This is a genomic window from Streptomyces sp. NPDC058758 (assembly GCF_042746075.1).
Taxonomy (GTDB): domain Bacteria; phylum Actinomycetota; class Actinomycetes; order Streptomycetales; family Streptomycetaceae; genus Streptomyces.
In genome coordinates, this window is the sequence record NZ_JBHYPS010000002.1 from 284,064 (window position 1) to 304,741 (window position 20,678).

At 73.6% G+C, this 20,678-nt stretch carries 20 protein-coding genes and 1 tRNA gene; 12 read left to right on the forward strand and 9 right to left on the reverse strand.

Annotated elements, in window-relative coordinates:
• Nucleotides 1-82 precede the first annotated feature (82 nt).
• From ACFW6A_RS04155 to ACFW6A_RS04165, 3 genes are all read left to right on the forward strand, one after another.
• A tRNA-Leu gene (locus ACFW6A_RS04155) sits at nt 83-169 on the forward strand.
• A 269-nt stretch (nt 170-438) separates the two neighbouring features.
• The gene (locus ACFW6A_RS04160; RefSeq protein ID WP_351844976.1) at nt 439-2,145 is read left to right on the forward strand and encodes a histidine kinase; all 1,707 of its coding nucleotides are present in this window, start codon (nt 439-441) and stop codon (nt 2,143-2,145) included.
• A gap of 39 nt (nt 2,146-2,184) precedes the next feature.
• A complete protein-coding gene (locus ACFW6A_RS04165; RefSeq protein ID WP_351844974.1) occupies nt 2,185-2,874 on the forward strand; it encodes a response regulator transcription factor in 690 nt (229 codons plus the stop codon).
• Nucleotides 2,875-2,946: 72 nt separating this feature from the next.
• Here the strand turns inward: ACFW6A_RS04165 and ACFW6A_RS04170 are convergent, their stop codons facing one another.
• On the reverse strand, nt 2,947-3,459 hold the full coding sequence (locus ACFW6A_RS04170) for a MarR family winged helix-turn-helix transcriptional regulator (RefSeq protein ID WP_351844972.1): 513 nt from the start codon (nt 3,457-3,459) through the stop codon (nt 2,947-2,949).
• A gap of 98 nt (nt 3,460-3,557) precedes the next feature.
• Here ACFW6A_RS04170 and ACFW6A_RS04175 point away from each other — a divergent pair, with 98 nt between their 5' ends.
• The 4 genes from ACFW6A_RS04175 (at nt 3,558) to ACFW6A_RS04190 (ending at nt 7,809) form a co-directional block, all read left to right on the forward strand.
• Nucleotides 3,558-4,652, forward strand: coding sequence for a hypothetical protein (locus ACFW6A_RS04175; protein ID WP_386638532.1), 1,095 nt, complete (start codon nt 3,558-3,560; stop codon nt 4,650-4,652).
• A gap of 127 nt (nt 4,653-4,779) precedes the next feature.
• Nucleotides 4,780-6,225, forward strand: a complete 1,446-nt coding sequence (locus ACFW6A_RS04180) for a DUF2252 domain-containing protein (protein ID WP_386483957.1) — start codon at nt 4,780-4,782, stop codon at nt 6,223-6,225.
• Nucleotides 6,226-6,660: 435 nt separating this feature from the next.
• The gene (locus ACFW6A_RS04185; RefSeq protein ID WP_386638636.1) at nt 6,661-7,416 is read left to right on the forward strand and encodes a J domain-containing protein; all 756 of its coding nucleotides are present in this window, start codon (nt 6,661-6,663) and stop codon (nt 7,414-7,416) included.
• A 51-nt stretch (nt 7,417-7,467) separates the two neighbouring features.
• Nucleotides 7,468-7,809, forward strand: a complete 342-nt coding sequence (locus ACFW6A_RS04190; protein ID WP_351844966.1) for a rhodanese-like domain-containing protein — start codon at nt 7,468-7,470, stop codon at nt 7,807-7,809.
• A gap of 16 nt (nt 7,810-7,825) precedes the next feature.
• Here the strand turns inward: ACFW6A_RS04190 and ACFW6A_RS04195 are convergent, their stop codons facing one another.
• The 6 genes from ACFW6A_RS04195 to paaA form a co-directional block, all read right to left on the reverse strand.
• Nucleotides 7,826-8,959, reverse strand: coding sequence for an acyl-CoA dehydrogenase family protein (locus tag ACFW6A_RS04195; RefSeq protein ID WP_386638535.1), 1,134 nt, complete (start codon nt 8,957-8,959; stop codon nt 7,826-7,828).
• A gap of 142 nt (nt 8,960-9,101) precedes the next feature.
• A complete protein-coding gene (locus ACFW6A_RS04200) occupies nt 9,102-10,163 on the reverse strand; it encodes a 2Fe-2S iron-sulfur cluster-binding protein (protein WP_351844962.1) in 1,062 nt (353 codons plus the stop codon).
• A complete protein-coding gene (gene paaD / locus ACFW6A_RS04205; protein ID WP_351844960.1) occupies nt 10,164-10,667 on the reverse strand; it encodes a 1,2-phenylacetyl-CoA epoxidase subunit PaaD in 504 nt (167 codons plus the stop codon).
• Nucleotides 10,661-11,416 (reverse strand): 1,2-phenylacetyl-CoA epoxidase subunit PaaC, encoded by a 756-nt coding sequence (gene paaC, locus ACFW6A_RS04210; protein WP_351844958.1) that lies wholly within the window; start codon nt 11,414-11,416, stop codon nt 10,661-10,663. Before paaC ends, paaD begins: the two co-directional genes overlap by 7 nt.
• Complete coding sequence (gene paaB / locus ACFW6A_RS04215) at nt 11,413-11,700, reverse strand: 1,2-phenylacetyl-CoA epoxidase subunit PaaB (RefSeq protein ID WP_030493720.1); 288 nt, start codon at nt 11,698-11,700, stop codon at nt 11,413-11,415. The genes paaC and paaB overlap by 4 nt, the downstream gene beginning before the upstream one ends.
• The gene (paaA, locus tag ACFW6A_RS04220) at nt 11,697-12,710 is read right to left on the reverse strand and encodes a 1,2-phenylacetyl-CoA epoxidase subunit PaaA (RefSeq protein WP_351844956.1); all 1,014 of its coding nucleotides are present in this window, start codon (nt 12,708-12,710) and stop codon (nt 11,697-11,699) included. The genes paaB and paaA overlap by 4 nt, the downstream gene beginning before the upstream one ends.
• Nucleotides 12,711-12,872: 162 nt before the next feature.
• Between paaA and ACFW6A_RS04225 the strand changes: the two genes are divergently transcribed.
• From ACFW6A_RS04225 to ACFW6A_RS04235, 3 genes are read left to right on the forward strand one after another with little or no spacing between them, the layout of a single operon-like run.
• Nucleotides 12,873-13,568 carry a DUF5819 family protein gene (locus ACFW6A_RS04225; RefSeq protein ID WP_351844954.1) on the forward strand — a complete coding sequence of 232 codons (696 nt, stop codon included), beginning with the start codon at nt 12,873-12,875 and terminating at the stop codon, nt 13,566-13,568.
• A complete protein-coding gene (locus ACFW6A_RS04230) occupies nt 13,565-14,899 on the forward strand; it encodes an HTTM domain-containing protein (protein ID WP_351844952.1) in 1,335 nt (444 codons plus the stop codon). Before ACFW6A_RS04225 ends, ACFW6A_RS04230 begins: the two co-directional genes overlap by 4 nt.
• Nucleotides 14,896-15,576 carry a TrmH family RNA methyltransferase gene (locus ACFW6A_RS04235; protein ID WP_351844950.1) on the forward strand — a complete coding sequence of 227 codons (681 nt, stop codon included), beginning with the start codon at nt 14,896-14,898 and terminating at the stop codon, nt 15,574-15,576. The genes ACFW6A_RS04230 and ACFW6A_RS04235 overlap by 4 nt, the downstream gene beginning before the upstream one ends.
• A gap of 15 nt (nt 15,577-15,591) precedes the next feature.
• On the opposite strand, the gene paaN is transcribed toward ACFW6A_RS04235, so the two are convergent.
• A complete protein-coding gene (gene paaN, locus ACFW6A_RS04240; protein WP_351844948.1) occupies nt 15,592-17,289 on the reverse strand; it encodes a phenylacetic acid degradation protein PaaN in 1,698 nt (565 codons plus the stop codon).
• 229 nt (nt 17,290-17,518) lie between these two features.
• Here paaN and ACFW6A_RS04245 point away from each other — a divergent pair, with 229 nt between their 5' ends.
• Entirely contained in the window at nt 17,519-19,045 is a 1,527-nt protein-coding gene (locus ACFW6A_RS04245) for a 3-hydroxyacyl-CoA dehydrogenase (RefSeq protein WP_351845039.1), read from the forward strand.
• 1 nt (nt 19,046) lies between these two features.
• Entirely contained in the window at nt 19,047-19,637 is a 591-nt protein-coding gene (locus ACFW6A_RS04250; RefSeq protein WP_351844946.1) for a TetR/AcrR family transcriptional regulator, read from the forward strand.
• Nucleotides 19,638-19,973: 336 nt separating this feature from the next.
• On the opposite strand, the gene ACFW6A_RS04255 is transcribed toward ACFW6A_RS04250, so the two are convergent.
• Complete coding sequence (locus ACFW6A_RS04255; RefSeq protein ID WP_351844944.1) at nt 19,974-20,540, reverse strand: Lrp/AsnC family transcriptional regulator; 567 nt, start codon at nt 20,538-20,540, stop codon at nt 19,974-19,976.
• Nucleotides 20,541-20,678 lie beyond the last annotated feature (138 nt).

Here is a 20,678-nt window from a genome sequence, read left to right on the forward strand (position 1 = left end):
AATCCACCGTCTCCGACGTGCTAATCTTCAGATGTCGCCAGGCGCTCCCACCGAAAGGTGAGAGACCGGGAGACCACCCAATGCGCGGGTGGCGGAATAGGCAGACGCGCTGGATTCAGGTTCCAGTGCCCGAAAGGGCGTGGGGGTTCAACTCCCCCCTCGCGCACCAGACGGAAGCCCCGTAGGTCCCAGACCTACGGGGCTTCCGCGTTGTCCGGAACCGGTGACGCCCCGTCTTTCGTCGCTCCGGGCCGCGACGAAAGAGGGACGCCGCGGGGCCGGACCGCTGCCTAGGGTGCGAGCGTGGAAGCGACACGGGTGGGAACCGCGGCCGGGAAGACGGCCGCCGGACGGACGGAAGCCGGGAGGACGGGGGACGGTAAAGCGGGGGACGGGCGCGGGATCGGGGCCAGGACGGCCGCCGCGTGGAGATGGCTCGTGCCCGCCGGGGAGTGGTCGCGTCGCAGGACCGTCGGAGAGGCCGCCCTCACCGCCGTCGTCGCCCTGCTCGCCGCAGGCACCGAGGAACTGCTCGGCGGAGAGGGATGGCAGCTCGCCGCGGTCGCCGTCGCCGCGGCCGTACTGTCGCTGCTGCGCCGCCGGTTCCCCGCCGGCGTGCTCGTCCTCACCGCCGCGCTCGCCCCCGCCGTTCCCGGCCTCGGCGCGCTGCTGCTCGTCCTCGGCTGGTCCGCCGGCGGCCACATCGTCGGCGTCGGCCGGGCCCTGCACGCCTACGTCGCGGCCTACGTCCTCAACGTCGGCTGCACCCTGCTCGTCAGCTGGGACCGGCAGCGGCTGCTCACCCTCGCCTTCATGGCGACCCTCTACTACCTGGGCACCACCCTCGCGCCCGGCCTCGCCCACCGCTACTGGGCCCAGCGCCGCACCCTCCTCCACGCCCTCCAGGAGCGCAACGTACGGCTGGTGAGCGAGCGGGCGATGATCGGACGGAACGCCCGGCTGCGGGAGCGGCAGCGCATCGCCCAGGACATGCACGACAGCCTCGGGCACCAACTCGCCCTGATCGCCGTGCAGACCGGCGCGCTGGAGGTCGACCGCGAGCTGACCGAACGGCAGCGCCAGGTCGTCGGCGTGCTCAGGAACGCGTCCGTGACCGCCATGCACGAACTGCGGGAGGTCGTCGGCATACTCCGGGACGGCACCGAGGCCCCCGACCCCGACACCGGCCCGGTGGCCGCCGGCGACGAGAGCGGCCGGGCGGCCCGCGGGATCGCCGGCATCGAAGGACTCGTCGCCTCCGCGCGCGCTGCCGGAAACCGCGTCGCACTGCGGCGCAGCGGAGTCGAGCGGCCCCTGGAGCCGGCCGCCGGGCACGCGGCGTACCGCATGGCCCAGGAAGCGCTCACCAACGCCTACAAGTACGCCCCCGGCGCCCCGATCAGCGTCGAACTGCGCTACGAACCGGACACGTTCGTCGTCGAGGTCTTCAACGAGGAGCCGGCCGACGGCCCCGCGGAAGGCGTCGTCAGCGGCGGCCAGGGCCTGGCAGGACTCGTCGAACGGGCCCGCCTCGTCGGCGGCATGTGCCACGCGGGACCCGCCGACGGCGGAGGGTTCCGGGTCGCCGGGATGCTGCCGTACGGCTCCGCGCCGACCGGCGAATCCGCGCCTTTGGTCGATGCGGCCGACGACTTCCGGCAGCAGTCGACGAAGCCCCTCGGCGGAGAGAGTCGTCCCGTACCGGCCGGAGATCCCGACTGGACCTTCACGGAACGGGAGTTGGCGATGGCACTGCACGGAGGAAGGACACGGAGCACCGGGGCATCGGTCGCGCTCGGCTGCGGCATCGCCTTCGCGGCGCTCGTCGTCCTGCTCGTCGCGGCCGGCTTCGGCCTCTACCACCTCGTCGGGTCCTTCCAGGAGGACATGGTCACGCCCGAGAAGTACGAGTCGATCGCGGTCGGCACCGCCGAGGCCGACGTCCGGGCCGCGCTGCCCGGCTCCGAATCCCTCGCCGTGCTCGGCATCACCGACAAGGGAGGGCCCGCCAGACCCGCGGGCTCCGACTGCCTCGTCGTGCTCTCCACCGAGATGGGTGACGACTTCGAGGAGGACCCCGTTTTCCGGTTCTGCTTCAAGGACGGCAAGCTGATCGAGAAGAAGTCGTACGTCGTGAGGCAGTAGCGCCTCGGCGGCCCGTACCGAAGCGTTGGGGGAGGCGCAGTGCTGTCAGAGGGGACGGGACGGTCCGGGCGGCCAGTCCGGGTCGTCAAGGTCGTGGTCGCCGACGACGAGCCGCTGATCAGGGCGGGGATCAGGATGATCCTCAACTCCGATCCGGACATCCAGGTGGTCGCCGAGGCCGCGAACGGCCGCGAGGCCGTCGACGCGGCCCGCGCGCACGCCGCCGACGTCGTGCTGCTGGACATCCAGATGCCGGTCCTCGACGGGCTCTCCGCCCTTCCTGAGCTGCGCAGGGCCGCACCGGCGGCGCGGGTGATCGTGCTGACCACCTTCGGCGAGCGGGAGAACGTCCTGCGGGCGCTGGAGCACGGCAGCGCCGGCTTCCTGCTGAAGGACACCGCCCCCGCCGAACTGATCGGGGCCGTCCGGGCCGCGGCGGCAGGCGACGCCTACCTCTCGCCGGCGGCGACCCGGCACGTCGTCGAACGGCTCGCCTCCGGCCGCGAGACCGCACGCGCCGAGGAGGCCCGCGGGCGGATCGCCGCACTCGGCGAGAAGGAGCGGGAAGTACTGGCCGTCCTCGGCGAAGGACTCTCCAACGCCGACGCGGGCCGCAGACTGCACATGAGCGAGGCGACCGTGAAGACCTACGTCAGCCGGATCCTCGCCAAGCTCCAGTGCGAGAACCGCGTCCAGGCGGCGCTGCTCGCACGGGACGCGGGGCTGTAGCGCCGGAGACCGCCAGGACAGGCCACCAGGGGAGACCACCAGGGGGAGCCGGTGGGGAGGTCGGTGGGGCGGTCAGCGGGCTTGTTCGGCGGGGTGGTCAGTCGGGGCGGGGAGGTCGGCGGGGCCCGTCGCGTTGTAGCGGAGGAGATAGCCGGCGAAGCGGGCCAGGTCCTCGCCCGACCAGTCCTTCAGGCGCTCCTGATAGGCGGCGAGACGGTTGGCCTGGGCGGTGGCGAGCACCGCGAGACCGGCCTCCGTGGGGTGCAGCACCTGCACCCGGTGGTCCTCGGCGGCGGGCCGGCGCTCCACCAGGCCCAGCTTCTCCAGGCCGCCCAGCTGACGGCTGACCGTCGACTTGTCCAGGAGGTAGTGCGCCGCGAGATCCGTGGCGCGGCAGCCGCTCTGCTCCGCGATGTGGGCGAGGAGCGTGTACGAGACGAGCGGGATCTCCGGGTGGACCCGGGCCGCGGCGGCCCGGGCCCGGCGGGCGAAGGCCGTCAGCTCGCGCTGGATGACGTCCACGGACTCCTCGCGCGGTGTGACGGGCGCCGTGTCGGGCGGCGCTCCGGTGTCGGCGTCGGACATGGGGGCTCCTTCGGCGCACTCGCCCTGAACGGACTTTCGGTTGTATAGTACAACGGTTCTTTAGTTGTAAAACCCAACCACTGTCTTCGGAGGCCACCGTGTCCACCGGACCGAACCCCACAGCCGCCGCCCTGCGGCACGTCCTCGGGCACCTCGTCACCCCCCTCCTCATGTGCCTCGGCATGGGCCTCGCCTACCTCGGTGCCTTCCACGCCCCCCAGCCCCACGACCTGCGCGTCGACATCGTCGGCTCCGGGCCCACCACCCAGGTCCTCGCCCAGACCCTCCAGGACAAGGCCGCCGGCGCCCTCGACGTCCGCACCGTCCCCGACCGCGCCACCGCCGCCACCGCCCTCCGGCAGCAGGACAGCTACGGCGCCTACATTCCCGGCGAGCACCCCGAACTCCTCGTCGCCTCCGCCTCCTCCGACACCAGCGCCATGGCCGTCGAGAAGGTCTTCACCCAGGTCGCCGCCGGCCAGGACGCCCCCCTCAAGGTCACCGACCTCGCCCCCACCGCCTCCGGCGACCCCACCGGCCAGGGCGTCTTCTTCCTGCTCGTCGCCGTCAGCATCGGCGCCTACGCCTCCGTCGCCGTCATCGGCGCCGCCGGAGCGGCCCTCCCCATGCGCATCCGCGCCCTGCTCGCCGTCGGCACCTCCCTCGTCGTCAGCCTCATCGGCACCCTCTTCGCCGGGCCCGTCTTCCACCTCGTCGACCACGGCCTCGCCGGCGTCTGGGCGCTCTCCTGGCTCTACGCCGCCGGCATCCTCCTCATCGGCATCGGGCTCCACACCTACCTCCGCCGGTGGACCACGCTCGGCGTGATGGTCCTCTTCGTCATGCTCAACTTCACCAGCTCCGGCGGCATCTACCGCCCCGAGCTCCAGCCCGGCTTCTTCGGCTCCCTGCACGCCTTCTGGAACGGCGCCGGCCTCGTCGAGGGCATCCGGGGCCACGTCTACCTCGACGGACACGGCCTCGGCGGCAACGTCCTCGTCCTCGCCCTCTGGTTCCTCGCCGGAGTCCTCCTCGTCACCCTCGCCGGCCGCACCGAGGCCCGGCGGAACGCCCTGGCCGCCGCCCACGAGCAGCCGCGGAAGGAGACGAAGCCGGAGGAGACGAAGCCGGAGGCGGGATCCGGCGCGGAGACGGAGAGCGAGGAGGAGATGGAAGAGGCCGTGGCCGTCTGACCAGGGACCGGCGGTTGTCCACAGGCCGTTGTCCACAGGGGGAGACGGCCGATCAAGACCGGCTGTACCGTCAGGCCCGGAAGTCGTCGGACCCACCGTCCGACCAGTCAACGGGGGAGGTCGTCCCATGGACGAGAACCAGGCCGTCGTGCCGGGACAGCGTGGCGGAACGGACGGGCAGCGCATCCCGCACGTGCCCGGATTCGTACGGCGCGGCACCGCGGAGCACTCCCCCAGGGACATCGGCAAGCGGCTGCGCACCACCGTCCCCCGCTCCTCCCACGCGGAGCTGACCCTCCCCGCCGGCCGCCCCGACGCGGTCCGCGCCGTCGAGGAGTCCAGCCGCGGCCGGGTTCCCGAGCTCACCCCCATCCGCGTCGGCCGCATGGCCGCCAACCCCTTCGCCTTCCTGCGCGGCTCCGCCGGCCTCATGGCCCACGACCTCGTCGGCACCCCCGTCACCGGCGTCGCCGCCCAGCTCTGCGGCGACGCCCACGCCGCCAACTTCGGCCTCTACGGCGACGCCCGCGGCCGGCTCGTGATGGACCTCAACGACTTCGACGAGACCGCCGTCGGCCCCTGGGAATGGGACCTCAAGCGGCTCGCCACCTCCCTCGTCCTCGCCGGCCGCGTCGTCGGCGCCGACGAGGACACCTGCCGGGCCGCCGCCTTCGACACCGTCGGCGCCTACCGGCGCACCATGCGCCTCCTCGCCCGGCTCCCCGCCCTCGACGCCTGGAACGCGATACCCGACGAGGAACTCGTCTCCCACACCGACGCCCGCGATCTCCTCGGCACCCTGGAACGCGTCTCCGCCAAGGCCCGCAACAACACCAGCGCCCGGTTCGCCGCCCGCTCCACCGAGGCCGTCGCCGACACCGACGGCGGCGGACGCCGCTTCGTCGACGCGCCCCCGGTCCTGCGCCGGGTCCCCGACGCCGAGGCCGCGGCCGTCACCACCGCCCTCGGCGAGTACCTGGAGACCGTCTCCGAGGACCGCCGCCCGCTCCTCGCCCGGTACACCGTCCACGACGTCGCCTTCCGGGTCGTCGGCACCGGCAGCGTCGGCACCCGCTCCTACGTCGTCCTGCTCCTCGACCACCGCGGCGAACCGCTCGTCCTCCAGGTGAAGGAAGCCCGCCCGTCGGTCCTCCTGCCCCACCTGCCCGCCGCCGGGTTCGCCGTCCCCGACCCCGGCCACGAGGGCCGGCGCGTCGTCCTCGGCCAGAAGCGCATGCAGGTCGTCAGCGACATCCTGCTCGGCTGGACCACGGTCGACGGGCGCCCCTTCCAGGTGCGCCAGTTCCGCAACCGCAAGGGCAGCGTCGACCCCGCCGCGCTCACCGCCGACCAGGTGGACGACTACGGCCGCATGACCGGCGCACTCCTCGCCCGCGCCCACGCCCACAGCGCCGACCCGCGCCTGATAGCCGGCTACTGCGGCAAGAACGAGGAGTTCGACGAAGCCGTGGCCGCCTTCGCCGTCACCTACGCCGACCGCACCACCGCCGACCACGCCGACCTGCTCACGGCGATCCGCACCGGCCGCATGGCGGCGGAGCTCGGGGTCTGACGAAGGGGGGCGGGCGACGGCGGGTACGGGCGGCGAAGGGGGTCGGCGACGGCGGGGCGGCGAGGCGCGGCGAAAGTCAGCGAGGCGTGGCGAGGGTCGGCGAGGCGTGGTGAGAGTCGGCGAGGCATGGCGAGGGTCGGGCCGTTGCGCGGCATGACGAAAACGGGGGGAGGGGGAGGGGAGGGAGGGGGGAGGGCCCCCGGACAGGACCTAGGCTTGAGGAGTCGGGCCGGAACGAGGACGTGGGCGGGCGGGAACGTGAGCGAGGACCAGCACCAGGACCAGGACCGGGGCGAGAGCCAGGGCCAGGATCAGGGCGAGAGCCAGGACCGGCGCGAGAGCCAGGACCGGCGCGAGAGCCAGGACCGGCGCGAGAGCCAGGGCCAGAAGCAGGGCCAGGAGCAGGCGCTTGGGGGTGAGCGGCCGGAGGCTCGGCTGGAGCGGGCCGTGCGGGTGGCCGAGCAGGCGCTGATCGAGTTCGAGATCGCCGTGGAGACCTTCCGGGTCGAGGTGGAGAACTTCTCGCGGCTGCACCACCAGAAGCTGGGTCCGATGTACGCGCGGCTCGACGAGCTGGACGCTTCGATCGCGGAGGCGCGGGCCGAGAAGAGCGGTGATCCGGAGGACCTGCGGCGGGCCCAGGAGGCGCGGGCCGCGGTGCTGCCGCTGCCCGGGGTGGAGGCGCTGTTCGACGACTGGATCGACTCCGAGGGGCTCTCCCCGGAGGCGGCCGCGATGCTGACCGAGCGGCCGGTGCGGCCGCCGCAGCGGGTGCGGCCCAGCGAGGAGGTCCGCCGGCTCTACCGCGAGCTGGCCCGCAAGGCCCATCCGGACCTGGCGCGGGAGGACGACGAGCGCAAGCGGCGGGAGGAGTTCATCACCCGTGTGAACGCCGCCTACGCGCGGGGCGACGAGACGGCCCTGCGGGAGCTGGCCGACGAGTGGGAGGCGGGCCCGGTGCCGGCCGAGGAGCGGCTCGGCGAGAGCGAGGAGCTGTACGCGCGGCTGGAGTGGCTGGCGCAGCGCAAGGACCTGCTGTCGGCGCTGGCCCGGGAGCTGGAGGACAGCGCCATCGGCTCGATGCTGCGGCTGGCGCCGGAGGACCCGGACCGGCTCCTGGAGGAGATCGCCGAGCAGCTCCGCGGCCAGGTGTCCGAGCGAGAGGCCGAGCTTGCCACGCTGGTGCAGTAGGTTTTCCCAGGTCGAGGCGGTTGACGCCGTACAGGAGAGAAGGTCGTTCCCATGAGTTTCGCCCCGCTGCCGTCGGTGCCCGCCGCGTCCGTCCCCGCCGATGCCCTGGTGCTCGACGTGCGGGAGGACGACGAGTGGGCGGCCGGGCGGGTCGAGGGCGCGGTGCACGTGCCGATGAGCGACTTCGTGGCCCGGTTCGCCGAGGTCGGCGAGGTGCTCGCCGAGCGCGGCCGCGCCTATGTGATGTGCCGGGTGGGCGGCCGGTCGGCGCAGGTCACGCAGTACCTGGTGCAGCAGGGGTACGACGCGGTGAACGTGGACGGCGGGATGGTGGCCTGGGAGGGCGCCGGGCGTCCCGTGGTCGCGGACAACGGTCCCGGGTTCGTCGCCTGAGCCGTGCCCTTCCGGGTCAGCCCAGGGGGTGGGCGGCGATGAGGTCGCCCAGGGTCTCCTCGTGGGCGGCGGCCGGGCCGAGGGAGAGTTCGAGGTACTTGGCCCAGGCGTGGTAGCGGTGCAGCGGGTAGTCGGTGTCGGCGCCGAAGCCGCCGTGCAGGTGCTGGGCGGTCTGGACGACCCGGCGCACGCCCTCCGAGGCCCAGATCTTGGCGACGGCGAGGTCGGCTTCTGCGGGCAGGGCCGCGTCGGCGGCCGTGGAGACGCGCCAGGCGGCCTGCCACAGGGTGGCCTCCATCGCGCGGAGGTCGATGTAGCGGTCGGCGGCCTGGACGGCGACGGCCTGGAAGGTGGCCACGGGGTGGCCGAACTGTTCGCGCTTCCCGGTGTACTGGCTGGTCATGGTGAGGACCTGTTCGCCGAGGCCGAGGGCGAGCGCGCAGGTGCCGGTGGTGAGCAGGGCGCGCAGCGCCGGCCAGGCGTCGGCGGAGTCGAGGACGCGGTCGTCGGTGAGGCGGGCGCCGTCGAGCCGTAGCCGGGCGAGGCGTTCGCCGTGGGTGCCGTACTGGGCGTCGAGGGCGAGCCCCTGGTGGTCGCGGGGGAGCAGGGCGAGGACCGTGCGGCCGTCCGTGGTGTGGGCGGGGACGGCGGTCAGGTCGGCGTGGTGGGCCCACGGGACGTGGTCGGTGGTGCCGTCGAGGATCCAGTGGGTGCCGTCGTGGCGGGCGGTGACGGCCCGCTCGGCGGGCTCGTGGCCGGTGGCGCCGTGGGAGGCGGCGGTGAGGACGAGCCGCCCCGCGCCGACCTCGGGCAGGAGCGCGGCGGCCGTGCCGGCCGGGGCGTGGCGCTGGAGGACGTGGGCGACGGCGGCGGTCTCCAGGAGGGGGACGCGGGCCAGGACCCGGGCGGACTCGCGCAGGACCAGGCAGAGGGCGACGGCGTCGAGGCCGGCGCCGCCGTGCTCCGGGGCGACGAGGAGACCGAGGAGGTCGGTGGCGGCGAGTCGCTTCCACAGGGTCCGGTCGAGGTCGTCGGCGACGGCGGTCGGGGTGAGGGCGGGGCTGGGCACGGCGTCGGGCGTGACGTCGGCGAAGACGGTACGGGCCGCCTCCGCGGCTGCCTGCTGCTCCTCGGTGAACGTGAAGTCCATGGGCCTGTCCTTCCGTTGCTGTCCGGTGCCGCCCGGCGGCCCGTCAGGCAGCGCTGTGCTGACGGGCCGTCAAGATAGAACAGGTTCTAGCGGAAGGGAATGGGGACGGCCCGGTCGGCCGGGCCGAGGGGGCCGGTGGGGCTCAGCGGTCGAAGTCCAGCTCCACGTCGGGGGTGGCCGGGTGGGACTGGCAGGCCAGGACGTATCCGGCGTCGGTCTCCTCCGGTTCGAGGGCGAAGTTGCGGTCCATGCGGACCTCGCCGCCGACGACGAAGGCCCGGCAGGTGCCGCAGACCCCGCCCTTGCAGGCGTAGGGGGCGTCGGCGCGGGCGCGCAGGACGGTGTCGAGCAGGCTCTCGCCGCGCTCGACGGGCCAGGTGCCGGAGCGGCCGTGGAGGGTGGCCGTGAGGGTGGCGTGGGCCGGGGTGTCGGCGGTGGGGACGGGTGCGGGGCCCGAGCCGTCGTCGACGTGGAAGATCTCCTGGTGGACGCGGGCGCGGTCGACGCCGAGGCCGCGCAGGGCCCGCTCGGCGCCCTGGACGAGGCCGTAGGGACCGCAGAGGAACCAGCCGTCGACGGCGCCGACCGGCAGGAGGGCGGGCAGGAGGGCGGCGAGCCGCTCCTCGTCGAGGCGGCCGGAGGGGAGGCCGGCCTGCTGCTCCTCGCGGGAGAGGACGGTGACGAGCTGGAAGCGCTCGGGGTGGCGGTCCTTCAGGTCGGCGACCTCGTCGAGGAACATCGTGGAGGCGGCGGTGCGGTCGCTGCGGATCAGGCAGAACCGGGCCTCGGGTTCGCGGTCGAGGAGGGTGGCGGCCATGGAGAGCACCGGGGTGATGCCGCTGCCGCCGGCGACGGCGGCGAAGTGTCCGGGGCGCGGGTCGAGGACGAAGCGGCCGGCGGGGGCCATCACGTCGACGGTGTGGCCGGGGGCGAGTTCCTTGAGGGCCCAGGTGGAGAAGGCCCCGCCGTCGACGAGGCGGATGCCGACGCGGAGTTCGGGCCGCTCGCCGGCCGGGGCGGCGGCGGAGCAGATCGAGTAGGTACGGCGGATCTCCTGGCCGGACTCGTCGGCGCGGCGCAGGGCGAGGTGCTGGCCGGGGCGGTGCCGGAAGGTCTCGTGGAGGGCTTCGGGGACCTCGAAGGTGACGGCCACGGAGTCGTCGGTGAGCCGCTCGACCCTGCTCACCGGGAGCGGGTGGAACATCTACAGCTCCTTGAAGTGGTCGAAGGGCTCGCGGCAGGAGGCGCAGCGGCGCAGGGCCTTGCAGGCGGTGGAGGAGAAGCGGCTGAGGAGCTCGGTGTCCGTGGAGCCGCAGTGCGGGCAGCGGATGGCCAGGGTGAGGGCGACGGGTCCGCCGGCGGGGCCCTGGGGGCGGGGCGGGGCGATGCCGAACTCGGTGAGTTTGCGGCGGCCTTCCTCGCTGATGTCGTCGGTGGACCAGGCGGGGGCGAGGACGGTGACGACGGTGACCTCGGGGATGCCGTGCTCGTGGAGGGCGTGCTCGATGTCGGTGGACATCGTCTCCACGGCGGGGCAGCCGGTGTAGGTGGGGGTGAGGGCGACCTCGACGCGGCCGGGGCCGGTGACGTGGACGCCGCGCAGCACGCCCAGGTCGGCGAGGGTGAGGACGGGCAGCTCGGGGTCGGGGACGGCGCCGGCGATCCGGGCCAGCTCCGCCTCCAGGGGGGTGGTGGCGGTGGTCACCATGTCGCCCCCGGGTGGCTGCGGTGGAGGTGCTGCATCTCGGCGAGCATCCGGCCGAAGTGCTCGGTGTGGAGGCCCTGGCGGCCGGCTCCGGCGCGCCAGGCGCCGGTGCGGGAGCCGGTGGGGACGGGGAGGCCGGCGCGGGTGAGGACCGCGGTGACGGAGTCCAGCCAGGCGGCTTCGAGGGCGTTGGGGTCGACGTCGAGGCCGTCGAGGGGCTGGAAGAGCTCGCCGGTGTAGCGCCAGAGGGCGTCGCACGCCTGGCGCATGCGGCGGTGGCTCTCCTCGGTGCCGTCGCCGAGGCGGAGGGTCCAGTGCTCGGCGTGGTCCTGGTGGTAGGCGACTTCCTTGACGGCCTTGGCGGCGAGTCCGGCCAGGGGGCCGTCGCCGGCGGCCAGCGCCGCGTAGAGCAGCCGCTGGTAGGTGGAGAAGTACAGCTGGCGGGCGATGGTGTGGGCGAAGTCGCCGTTGGGCTGCTCGACCAGCTGGACGTTGCGGAAGGCACGCTCCTCGCGGAGGAAGGCGAGTTCGTCCTCGTCGCCGGCGAGGGAGAGGAGGACGCGGGCCTGGCCGAGGAGGTCGAGCGCGATGTTGGCGAGGGCGACCTCCTCCTCCAGGACGGGGGCGCTGCCGGCCCATTCGCCCAGGCGCTGGGCGAGGACGAGGGCGTCGTCGCCGAGGGCGAGGGCGGCGGCGGTGACCGCCGGGTCGGCGGCCGTACGGGGGGCGGCGGTGGTGTCGGTGCCGGTCACAGGTGCTTCACCCCCTCCGGGATCTCGTAGAAGGTCGGGTGCCGGTAGGGCTTGTCGGCGGCCGGTTCGAAGAAGGGGTCCTTCTCGTCCGGGGAGGAGGCGGTGATGGCGGCGGAGGGGACGACCCAGAGGGAGACGCCTTCCATCCGGCGGGTGTAGAGGTCCCGGGCGTTGCGCAGGGCCATCTCCGCGTCGGGGGCGTGGAGGCTGCCGGCGTGGGTGTGGGAGAGCCCTCGGCGGGAGCGTACGAACACCTCCCACAGGGGCCAAGTGTCGCTGCTCATGCCTGTGCCTCCCCGTGCTGTCCGGTGTGCTTGCGCGCGTAGGCCGCGGCGGCCTCTCTGACCCAGGCGCCGTCTTCGTGGGCCTGGCGGCGCTTGGTGATCCGCTGGTCGTTGCAGGGGCCGTTGCCCTTGAGCACGTCCCAGAACTCGGCCCAGTCGATGGGGCCGAAGTCGTAGTGCCCGCGCTCCTCGTTCCACTTCAGGTCGGGGTCGGGGAGGGTGAGGCCGAGGGCCTCGGCCTGCGGGGCGGCGATGTCGACGAAGCGCTGGCGCAGTTCGTCGTTGGAGTGGCGCTTGATCTTCCAGGCCATCGCCTGCGCGGTGTGGGTCGATTCGTCGTCCGGGGGGCCGAACATCATCAGGGACGGCCACCACCAGCGGTCCACCGCGTCCTGGGCCATGGCGTGCTGGGCCTCGGTGCCGCGGGAGAGGGCGAGCAGGGCTTCGTATCCCTGGCGCTGGTGGAAGGACTCCTCCTTGCAGACGCGGACCATGGCCCGGGCGTAGGGGCCGTAGGAGCAGCGGCAGAGGGGGACCTGGTTGGTGATGGCGGCGCCGTCGACGAGCCAGCCGATGGCGCCGACGTCGGCCCAGGTGAGGGTGGGGTAGTTGAAGATCGAGGAGTACTTCTGGCGGCCGGTGTGGAGCTTGTCGAGGAGCTCGTCGCGGCTGACGCCGAGGGTCTCGGCGGCGCTGTAGAGGTACAGGCCGTGGCCGGCCTCGTCCTGGACCTTGGCCATGAGGATGGCCTTGCGGCGCAGCGAGGGGGCGCGGGTGATCCAGTTCGCCTCGGGCTGCATGCCGATGATCTCGGAGTGGGCGTGCTGCGCGATCTGGCGGACGAGGGAGGCGCGGTACGCCTCCGGCATCCAGTCGCGCGGCTCGATGCGCTCGTCGGCGGCGACCGCGGCGTCGAACACCGCCTCGCGGGCGGCCTGCGCCGCCGCGTCCGCGGCGTCCGCGCCGGGCGCTTCCGCGGTCACTGCCGTCCCTGCCGTCCCTGCGGTCATCGGACCCCCTACCGACCGATCGTTCGGTTGAATGACTTCAATGGTGGGTCGGCGGCCCGTATGGTGTCAACCCTGTGGATAACCGCCTGCTCCGTTCGAGGCGCAGACGAGCGGGCCACCGGCGGGACGGGATCGGGTCGGGAGGCCCGGGATCGGGGTGGGATGAGCGCGCACATCGACGGCAGCGGGGAGCGGCGGCCGACCGGGGGAATCCTGGCGCTGTCCATGCCGTACCAGGTGGTGGCGGCGGTGGCGCTCGCCGCCGCGGCGGTCCTCGCCTGTCTGCACCTGGCCATGGTCTTCCTGCACGTGGCGCCGTCGAACACGGTCACCAAGCAGCACGGGCAGGCCGTCGACGACTGGATCTACCCCGAGTTCGAGCAGAACTGGAAGCTCTTCGCGCCCAACCCGCTCCAGCAGAACGTCTCGGTCCAGGTCCGCGCCGAGGTCGCCGGCGCCGACGGCTCCCGCCGCACCACCGACTGGATCGACCTGACCGCCCAGGACGTCGAGGACGTCCGGGGCAGCGTCTTCCCCAGCCACACCCAGCAGAACATGCTGCGCCGCGCGATCGACTGGTACGGCAACGCGCACGACGACGAGGGCCGCCCCAAGGGCGTGCGGGGCCGGCTCTCGGAGGCGTACATGCGCCGCATCGTGCTGCTCCGCATCGAGGGGCCGGAGGCGCGCGCGGACGTCGGCGGGAAGGTGGAGCGGATCCAGCTCCGGCGGACCGTGCGGCCCGTGCCCTCCCCGCACTGGAGCACCGAGAAGCGCTCCACCGAGCCCGCCAGCCGCCTGATGCCCTGGTGGGACATCACCGACGCCGACCGCAGCCGTACGGAGACGAGCCGATGACCGCCCCCCGCCCCGCTCCGGCCTCGGCTCCGGCGCGCGTGCCCCTCGACCGCAGGCTGGCCCGGGCGGCGCAGACCGTCACCTCGCGCGCGCTGGGCCCGTACCAGACCGCGATCGTCCGGATCGGCTTCTCGCTGACCTGGCTGTTCTTCCTGGTGCGGGAGTTCCCGCACCGGCACGAGATGTACGGTCCCGACGGCCCCTGGTCGTTCGACCTGGCCCGCCGGCTGATCGCCGACAACCGGTCCTTCACCGTCCTGATGTGGTCCGACGGGCGGCTCTGGTTCGAGGTGGTCTACGGGCTGGCGGTGGCGGCCGCCGTGCTGCTGCTCCTCGGCTGGCACACCCGGGCCGTGTCGGTGGTCTTCATGGTCGGCGCGCTCTCGCTGCAGAACCGGTCCGTCTTCCTGGGCGACGGCGGCGACAACGTCGTGCACCTCGTCTCGATCTACCTCACGCTGATCCGCTGCGGCCAGGTCTGGTCCCTGGACGCCCGGCGGGCCGCCCGCCGCGCGGCCCGGGGCGAGGCGGAAGGCGCCGGAAAGCCCGAGCTCGCGGGCCCGGTCCTCTGGATCGTCCTCGGCGGTTTCCTGGTCGCCGCGACCTGGTTCAGCCCAGTCACCGGCGAGTGGTGGATCCACGTGCTGCTCTGGGTGCTCTGGCTCGGCCAGGGCCTGTGGTGGCTGGTCGAGCAGTACGCGCCCGGCGAGCCCCGCGTCCTGCTGGACGTGCTGGCGAACCTCGCCCACAACGCGGCGCTCGCGGTCCTCATGGCCGAGGTCTGCCTGATCTACGCCACCGCCGGCTGGTACAAGATCCAGGGCTCGCGCTGGCAGGACGGCACCGCGCTCTTCTACCCGCTGCACCTGGACTACTTCACGCCCTGGCCGGCCCTCTCCGAGCTGCTCGCCTCCAGCGGGATCATGGTCATGCTGCTCAGCTACGGCACGGTGATCGTGCAGGTCGCCTTCCCGTTCACGCTGTTCAAGCGCAAGGTGAAGAACGTCCTGCTCGTCGCGATGATGCTGGAGCACGCGGGCATCGCGCTCCTGCTCGGCCTGCCGGCCTTCTCGATGGCGATGATCGCCGCCGACGCCGTCTTCCTGCCCACGGTCTTCCTGGTGTGGCTCGGCGCGCGTGCGGCCCGGGGCCGGGACCGGCTGCTGCGGCGCGGACCCGCCGCGGCCGGGCTGCCCCCGCAGCGGCCCGCGGAGGACGCCGCCGGGGAGCCGGCCGGCCGGGGCGCGGGCGCGGACGGCGGCGGGAAGGCGGCCGGGGACTCCGGCGGGGACTCCGGCGGCGGGGCCGCTCCCCGTACCCTCGTCGGGTGAGCACCACCGAAGAACACCCCGCCCCGGCCGGGGCCGAGCCGCTCCAGTACGACGAGGGCTACGGCCCCGAGATCGGCGTCGGCCCGCACCCGGCGCCGTGGCCCGAGGACCCGCGCTACGACCGCGAGCTGCTGGCCGAGGGCGACCGGCGCAACGTCGTGGACGCGTACCGGTACTGGACGCGGGAGGCGATCGTCGCCGACCTGGACACCCGCCGGCACGACTTCCACGTGGCCGTCGAGAACTGGGGCCACGACTTCAACATCGGGTCGGTGGTGCGGACCGCCAACGCCTTCCTGGCCAAGGAGGTGCACATCGTGGGGCGGCGGCGCTGGAACCGGCGCGGCGCCATGGTCACCGACCGCTACCAGCACGTGCGGCACCACCCCGACACCGCGGCGCTCACCGCCTGGGCGGCGGCCGAGGACCTGCCGATCATCGGCATCGACAACCTGCCGGGCTCGGTGCCGCTGGAGCGGACCGTGCTGCCCCGCCGCTGCGTGCTGCTCTTCGGACAGGAGGGGCCCGGGCTGACCGAGGAGGCCCGCCGCCACGTGCGGACGGTCTGCTCGATCGCCCAGTTCGGCTCCACCCGGTCGATCAACGCCGGGGCGGCCGCCGCGATCGCCATGCACGCGTGGATCCAGCGGTACGCCGACGTGCCGGCCCCCGAGTAGGGACGGGCCGCCGGATCAGGCCTGGCGGCGCACCTCGACGACCCGGAAGCGGTTCGAGACGAAGGCGCCGTCGCACAGCGCCGCGTTCGCCGCCGGGTTGCCGCCCGAGCCGTGGAAGTCGGAGAAGGCGGCCGTCTGGTTCACGTACACCCCGCCCGTCAGGTTGAGCGAGAGCTGCGCGGACTCCTCCAGGCAGATCTCCTCCACGGCCCGCTCGGTGTCGGCGGAGGTCGTGTACGCGCCGACCGTCATCGCGCCCTTGTCGCGGATCGTGCGCCGCAGCAGCTCCAGGCCGTCGGCCGTGGAGTCGACCGAGACGGCGAAGGAGACCGGGCCGAAGCACTCGGAGAGGTACGCCGCCTCCGCGTCCGGCTTGGAGCCGTCCAGCTTGACCATGACCGGGGTGCGGACGACCGCGTCCGGGAAGTCCGGGTTGGCCACCTCGCGGGAGGCCAAGGCGACCTCGCCCAGGCCCGCGGCCGCCTCCAGGCGGGCCTTCACGTCCGGGTTCACCAGGGCGCCGAGCAGGGCGTTGGCCCGGGCGTCGTCGCCGAGGAGGCCGCCGACCGCGGCGGCCAGGTCGGCCACCACCTCGTCGTACGACTTGGGGCCCTGGTCGGTGGTGATGCCGTCCCGGGGGATCAGCAGGTTCTGCGGGGTGGTGCACATCTGGCCGCTGTACAGCGACAGCGAGAACGCCAGGTTGGACAGCATCCCCTTGTAGTCGTCGGTGGAGTCGATCAGGACCGTGTTGACGCCGGCCTTCTCCGTGTAGACCTGCGCCTGGCGGGCGTTGGCCTCCAGCCAGTCGCCGAACTCGGTGGAGCCGGTGTAGTCGATGATCCGGATCTCCGGGCGGAGCGCGAGGGTCTTGGCGATGCCCTCGCCCGGGCGCTCGGTCGCCAGCGCCACCAGGTTCGGGTCGAAGCCGGACTCGGCGAGGACCTCGCGGGCGACCTTCACGGTCAGCGCCAGCGGGAGGACCGCGCGCGGGTGGGGCTTCACCAGGACCGCGTTGCCCGTCGCGAGGGAGGCGAACAGGCCCGGGTAGCCGTTCCACGTCGGGAAGGTGTTGCAGCCGATGACGAGGGCGACGCCGCGGCCGACCGGCGTGAACTCCTTGCTCAGCTCCAGCGGGTCCCGCTTGCCCTGCGGCTTGGACCAGGCGGCCCGGCCGGCGGGGGTGCGGGTCTGCTCCTCGTACGCGTACGCCACCGCCTCCAGGCCGCGGTCCTGCGCGTGCGGGCCGCCGGCCTGGAAGGCCATCATGAACGCCTGGCCGCTGGTGTGCATGACCGCGTGGGCGAACTCGTGGGTGCGGGCCGAGATCCGGGACAGGATCTCCAGGCAGACCAGGGCGCGCGTCTCCGGCCCTGCGTCGCGCCAGGCGGCCAGGCCGGCGCGCATCGCGGGCAGCAGCACGTCCACGTCCGCGTGCGGGTACTCGACGCCCAGCGCGGGTCCGTACGGCGAGACCTCGCCGCCGGTCCAGCCGTCGGTGCCCGGCTGGTCGAGCTCGAAGCGGCCGTTCAGCACCGCCTGGTGGGCGGCGAGGCCGGCCGCGGCGTCCAGGGAGCCGTCCGCCCCGTAGGCCTTCGGGTGCTCCGGGTACGGCGACCAGTAGGCGCGGCTGCGGATGGTGGCGAGGGCCTGGTCGAGCGTGGACCGGTGCTTCTCGGCCAGAACGTCGGTGATCGGCTGGGCGGTGGCCATGGATGGACCAACTCCTCGTCGAGCTGGGCAGGGAGACGCGTACGGAGTTAGAGTAACCGAACGATCGGTCGGGACAAGGGGGTCCGTCGATCCTGTGGAAAACCCATCGGGGAGGATCACTCCTATGAGCGCCGAAACGAGCGCCGGCACGGCCGGTACGGGCGCCGGAGGCGGCGCCGCCACGGGCGCCGCCGCGCACGCCAACGGGACCGTCAGGGGGAGCGCCACCATGGACGACGCAAGGGCCGCGGGCAGGGCGATCGGACGGGACCGGACGGTCGCCGTCGTCGGCACCGGCACCATGGGCCAGGGGATCGCGCAGGTGGCGCTCGCCGCCGGCCATCCCGTACGGCTCTACGACAGCGCGCCCGGCCGGGCCGCCGAGGCCGTCGCCGCGATCGGCGCCCGCCTGGACCGGCTGGTCGAGAAGGGGCGGATGACCGCCGACGACCGCGAGGCCGCGGCCGGACGCCTGCACGCCGCCGCCGACCTGGCGGAGCTCGCCGACGCGGCCCTCGTCGTCGAGGCGATCGTCGAGGACCTGGCGGTCAAGCAGCGGCTCTTCGCCGACCTGGAGAAGGCGGTCGGCGACGACGCCCTCCTCGCCACCAACACCTCCTCCCTCTCCGTCACCGCCATCGCGGGCGGCCTGCGGCTGCCCGGCCGCTTCGTCGGCCTGCACTTCTTCAACCCGGCGCCGCTGCTCCCCCTCGTCGAGGTCGTCCGCGGCTTCGCCTCCGACGAGACCGCCGCCACGCGCGCGTACGAGACGATGAAGGCCTGGGGCAAGACGCCGGTGCGCTGCGCCGACACCCCCGGCTTCATCGTCAACCGGATCGCCCGGCCCTTCTACGCGGAGGCCTTCCGCGTGTACGAGGAGCGCGGCGCCGACCCGGCGACCATCGACGCGGTGCTGCGCGAGTGCGGCGGCTTCCGGATGGGCCCCTTCGAGCTGACCGACCTGATCGGCCAGGACGTCAACGAGGCCGTCACCCGCTCCGTGTGGGACTCCTTCTTCCAGGACCCGAAGTTCACGCCGTCGCTGGCGCAGCGGCGGCTGGTCGAGTCGGGCCGCCTCGGCCGGAAGACGGGCCACGGCTGGTACGCGTACGCGGAGGGCGCGGAGCGGCCGGAGGCCCATCTGGCCCCGCCGGCGCAGGCGCCCGCCGAGATCACCGTCGAGGGCGACCTCGGCCCGGCCCGCGAGCTGATCGCCCTGGCCCGCGAGGCCGGGATCACCGTCCACGAGACGGAGGAGGACGGGGGCACCCGCATCGTGCTCCCGAGCGGCGGACAGCTGGTGCTCGCCGACGGCCAGACCTCGGTCGAGTTCCGCGACGTCGTCTACTTCGACCTCTCCCTCGACTACCGGGCGGCGACCCGGATGGCGCTCTCGGCCTCCGAGGTCACGTCCTGGGAGACGCTGCGCGGGGCGATCGGCCTGTTCCAGGCGCTCGGGAAGAAGGTCAGCGTCATCGGGGACGTCCCCGGGATGATCGTCGCCCGCACGGTGGCGATGCTGATCGACCTCGCCGCCGACGCCGTCGCCAAGGGCGTCGCCACCGAGGAGGACATCGACACCGCGATGCGGCTGGGGGTCAACTACCCGGTCGGGCCGTTCGAATGGAGCCGCCGGCTCGGTGCCCCGTGGGCGCACGAAGTCCTCGACGAGCTCCACGCGCGGGTGCCCACCGGGCGCTACGCACCCTCCCTGGCGCTGTACCGCCGGACCTACACCGAGATGGGTGGCGAGTGACATGACCACCGCCAGGCGCGACACCTACACGCCCGAGACGCTGCTCTCGGTCGCCGTGACGGTCTTCAACGAGCGCGGTTACGACGGCACCTCCATGGAGCACCTGTCCAAGGCGGCGGGGATCTCCAAGTCCTCGATCTACCACCACGTGACGGGCAAGGAGGAGCTGCTGCGGCGGGCGGTCAGCCGGGCGCTCGACGGGCTCTTCGGGATCCTGGAGGAGCCGGGCGCGGTGCGCGGGCGGGCGGTGGAGCGGGTCGAGTACGTGACCCGGCGGACCGTCGAGGTGCTGATAGCGGAGCTGCCGTACGTGACGCTGCTGCTGCGGGTGCGGGGCAACACCGCGACCGAGCGGTGGGCCATGGAGCGGCGCCGGGAGTTCGACCACCGGGTGGCCGAGCTGCTCGGGGCGGCGGCGGCCGACGGCGACCTGCGGGCCGACGTGGACATCCGGCTCGCGACCCGGCTCCTCTTCGGCATGATCAACTCGCTGGTGGAGTGGTACCGGCCGCATCCGGACCAGGCGGAGCGCGACCAGCTCGCCGAGACCGTCGCCCACCTGGCCTTCGACGGGCTGCGGAAGGCGCGCTGAGGGGGCGCCCCCCGCCCGGGGGCGGCGCCCCCCGCCCGGGGGCGGCGCCCCCCGCCCGGGGGCGGCGCCTCCCGCCCGGGGGCGCCGGAGGGCGCTGAGGGAGGGCAGGGGGCTCCGCGGGGCGGTCGGGAGGGCTCCGGGAACGTTCCCGGAGCCCTTTTCGCGTCCCTGGGGCCTTGGAGGGGCCGGAGGCGGCGTTCCAGGCCCGGGGGCCCCGAGAGCCCGAGGGGTCCGAAGAGCCCGAAGAGCCCCGTTCGAGGTTTCGCCTCGGGCCGGCCTCGGGGGTCCGGGCCCGGTTCGGGGCCTCGGGCCGGTCTTACGGGTTCCGGGTCCGGTTCAAGGCCTCGGGTCGGCGTTCAGGTCCATCTCGTCGAAGACGAGGAGCGTGCGGGTGGAGAGCACCTCGGGGATCGCCTGGAGGCGGGTGAGGACCAGTTCGCGCAGGGTCCTGTTGTCCGGGGTGTGCACCAGCAGCAGCACGTCGAAGTCGCCGCTGACCAGCGCGATGTGCGCGGCGCCGGGGAGCGCCTTGAGCTGTTCGCGGACCGTGCGCCAGGAGTTCTGGACGATCTTGAGCGTGATGTAGGCGGAGGCGCCGTGGCCCGCCCGCTCGTGGTTGACCCGGGCGCTGAAGCCGCGGATCACGCCGTCGTCGATGAGCCGGTTGATCCGGGCGTACGCGTTGGCCCGGGAGACGTGCACCCGCTCGGCCACGGACCGCACCGAGGCGCGTCCGTCCGTCTGGAGCAGTCGCAGGATGTCCCGGTCTATCGCGTCCAGCGGCCGTGCCGGGACGGCGTGCGCCGGCGTGTCCGGGGGAGCGCTCAGCACCTCGCCCGCCGCGTCCCCCGCCGCTTCGTCCGGGGCCCCGCCCCGGGCGACGGCCATTTGTTCATCCGCCATGTCCCCCCGCCTCTCTCCGGTGGACGACCTGCCTCTATCCCAGGCTGTGGAGAACCGTTTGTCCACAGGCTGGAGGTGCCTGTAGCCAAAATGCCTCCACGACCGAACAATCGGTAGGTGAGGCGCGCCACACCCGCG

What these genes read in the sequence shown, in the direction of transcription:
- ACFW6A_RS04195 (WP_386638535.1), bottom strand. Translation starts at nt 8,959, where the DNA reads ATGGACTTCACGTTCACCGAGGAGCAGCAGGCAGCCGCGGAGGCGGCC.
- ACFW6A_RS04225 (WP_351844954.1), top strand. Translation starts at nt 12,873, where the DNA reads ATGAGCGCGCACATCGACGGCAGCGGGGAGCGGCGGCCGACCGGGGGA.
- ACFW6A_RS04255 (WP_351844944.1), bottom strand. Translation starts at nt 20,540, where the DNA reads ATGGCGGATGAACAAATGGCCGTCGCCCGGGGCGGGGCCCCGGACGAA.
- paaB (WP_030493720.1), bottom strand. Translation starts at nt 11,700, where the DNA reads ATGAGCAGCGACACTTGGCCCCTGTGGGAGGTGTTCGTACGCTCCCGC.
- ACFW6A_RS04180 (WP_386483957.1), top strand. Translation starts at nt 4,780, where the DNA reads ATGGACGAGAACCAGGCCGTCGTGCCGGGACAGCGTGGCGGAACGGAC.
- paaN (WP_351844948.1), bottom strand. Translation starts at nt 17,289, where the DNA reads ATGGCCACCGCCCAGCCGATCACCGACGTTCTGGCCGAGAAGCACCGG.
- ACFW6A_RS04170 (WP_351844972.1), bottom strand. Translation starts at nt 3,459, where the DNA reads ATGTCCGACGCCGACACCGGAGCGCCGCCCGACACGGCGCCCGTCACA.
- ACFW6A_RS04190 (WP_351844966.1), top strand. Translation starts at nt 7,468, where the DNA reads ATGAGTTTCGCCCCGCTGCCGTCGGTGCCCGCCGCGTCCGTCCCCGCC.
- ACFW6A_RS04230 (WP_351844952.1), top strand. Translation starts at nt 13,565, where the DNA reads ATGACCGCCCCCCGCCCCGCTCCGGCCTCGGCTCCGGCGCGCGTGCCC.
- paaA (WP_351844956.1), bottom strand. Translation starts at nt 12,710, where the DNA reads ATGACCGCAGGGACGGCAGGGACGGCAGTGACCGCGGAAGCGCCCGGC.
- ACFW6A_RS04245 (WP_351845039.1), top strand. Translation starts at nt 17,519, where the DNA reads ATGGACGACGCAAGGGCCGCGGGCAGGGCGATCGGACGGGACCGGACG.
- ACFW6A_RS04200 (WP_351844962.1), bottom strand. Translation starts at nt 10,163, where the DNA reads ATGTTCCACCCGCTCCCGGTGAGCAGGGTCGAGCGGCTCACCGACGAC.
- ACFW6A_RS04250 (WP_351844946.1), top strand. Translation starts at nt 19,047, where the DNA reads ATGACCACCGCCAGGCGCGACACCTACACGCCCGAGACGCTGCTCTCG.
- paaD (WP_351844960.1), bottom strand. Translation starts at nt 10,667, where the DNA reads ATGGTGACCACCGCCACCACCCCCCTGGAGGCGGAGCTGGCCCGGATC.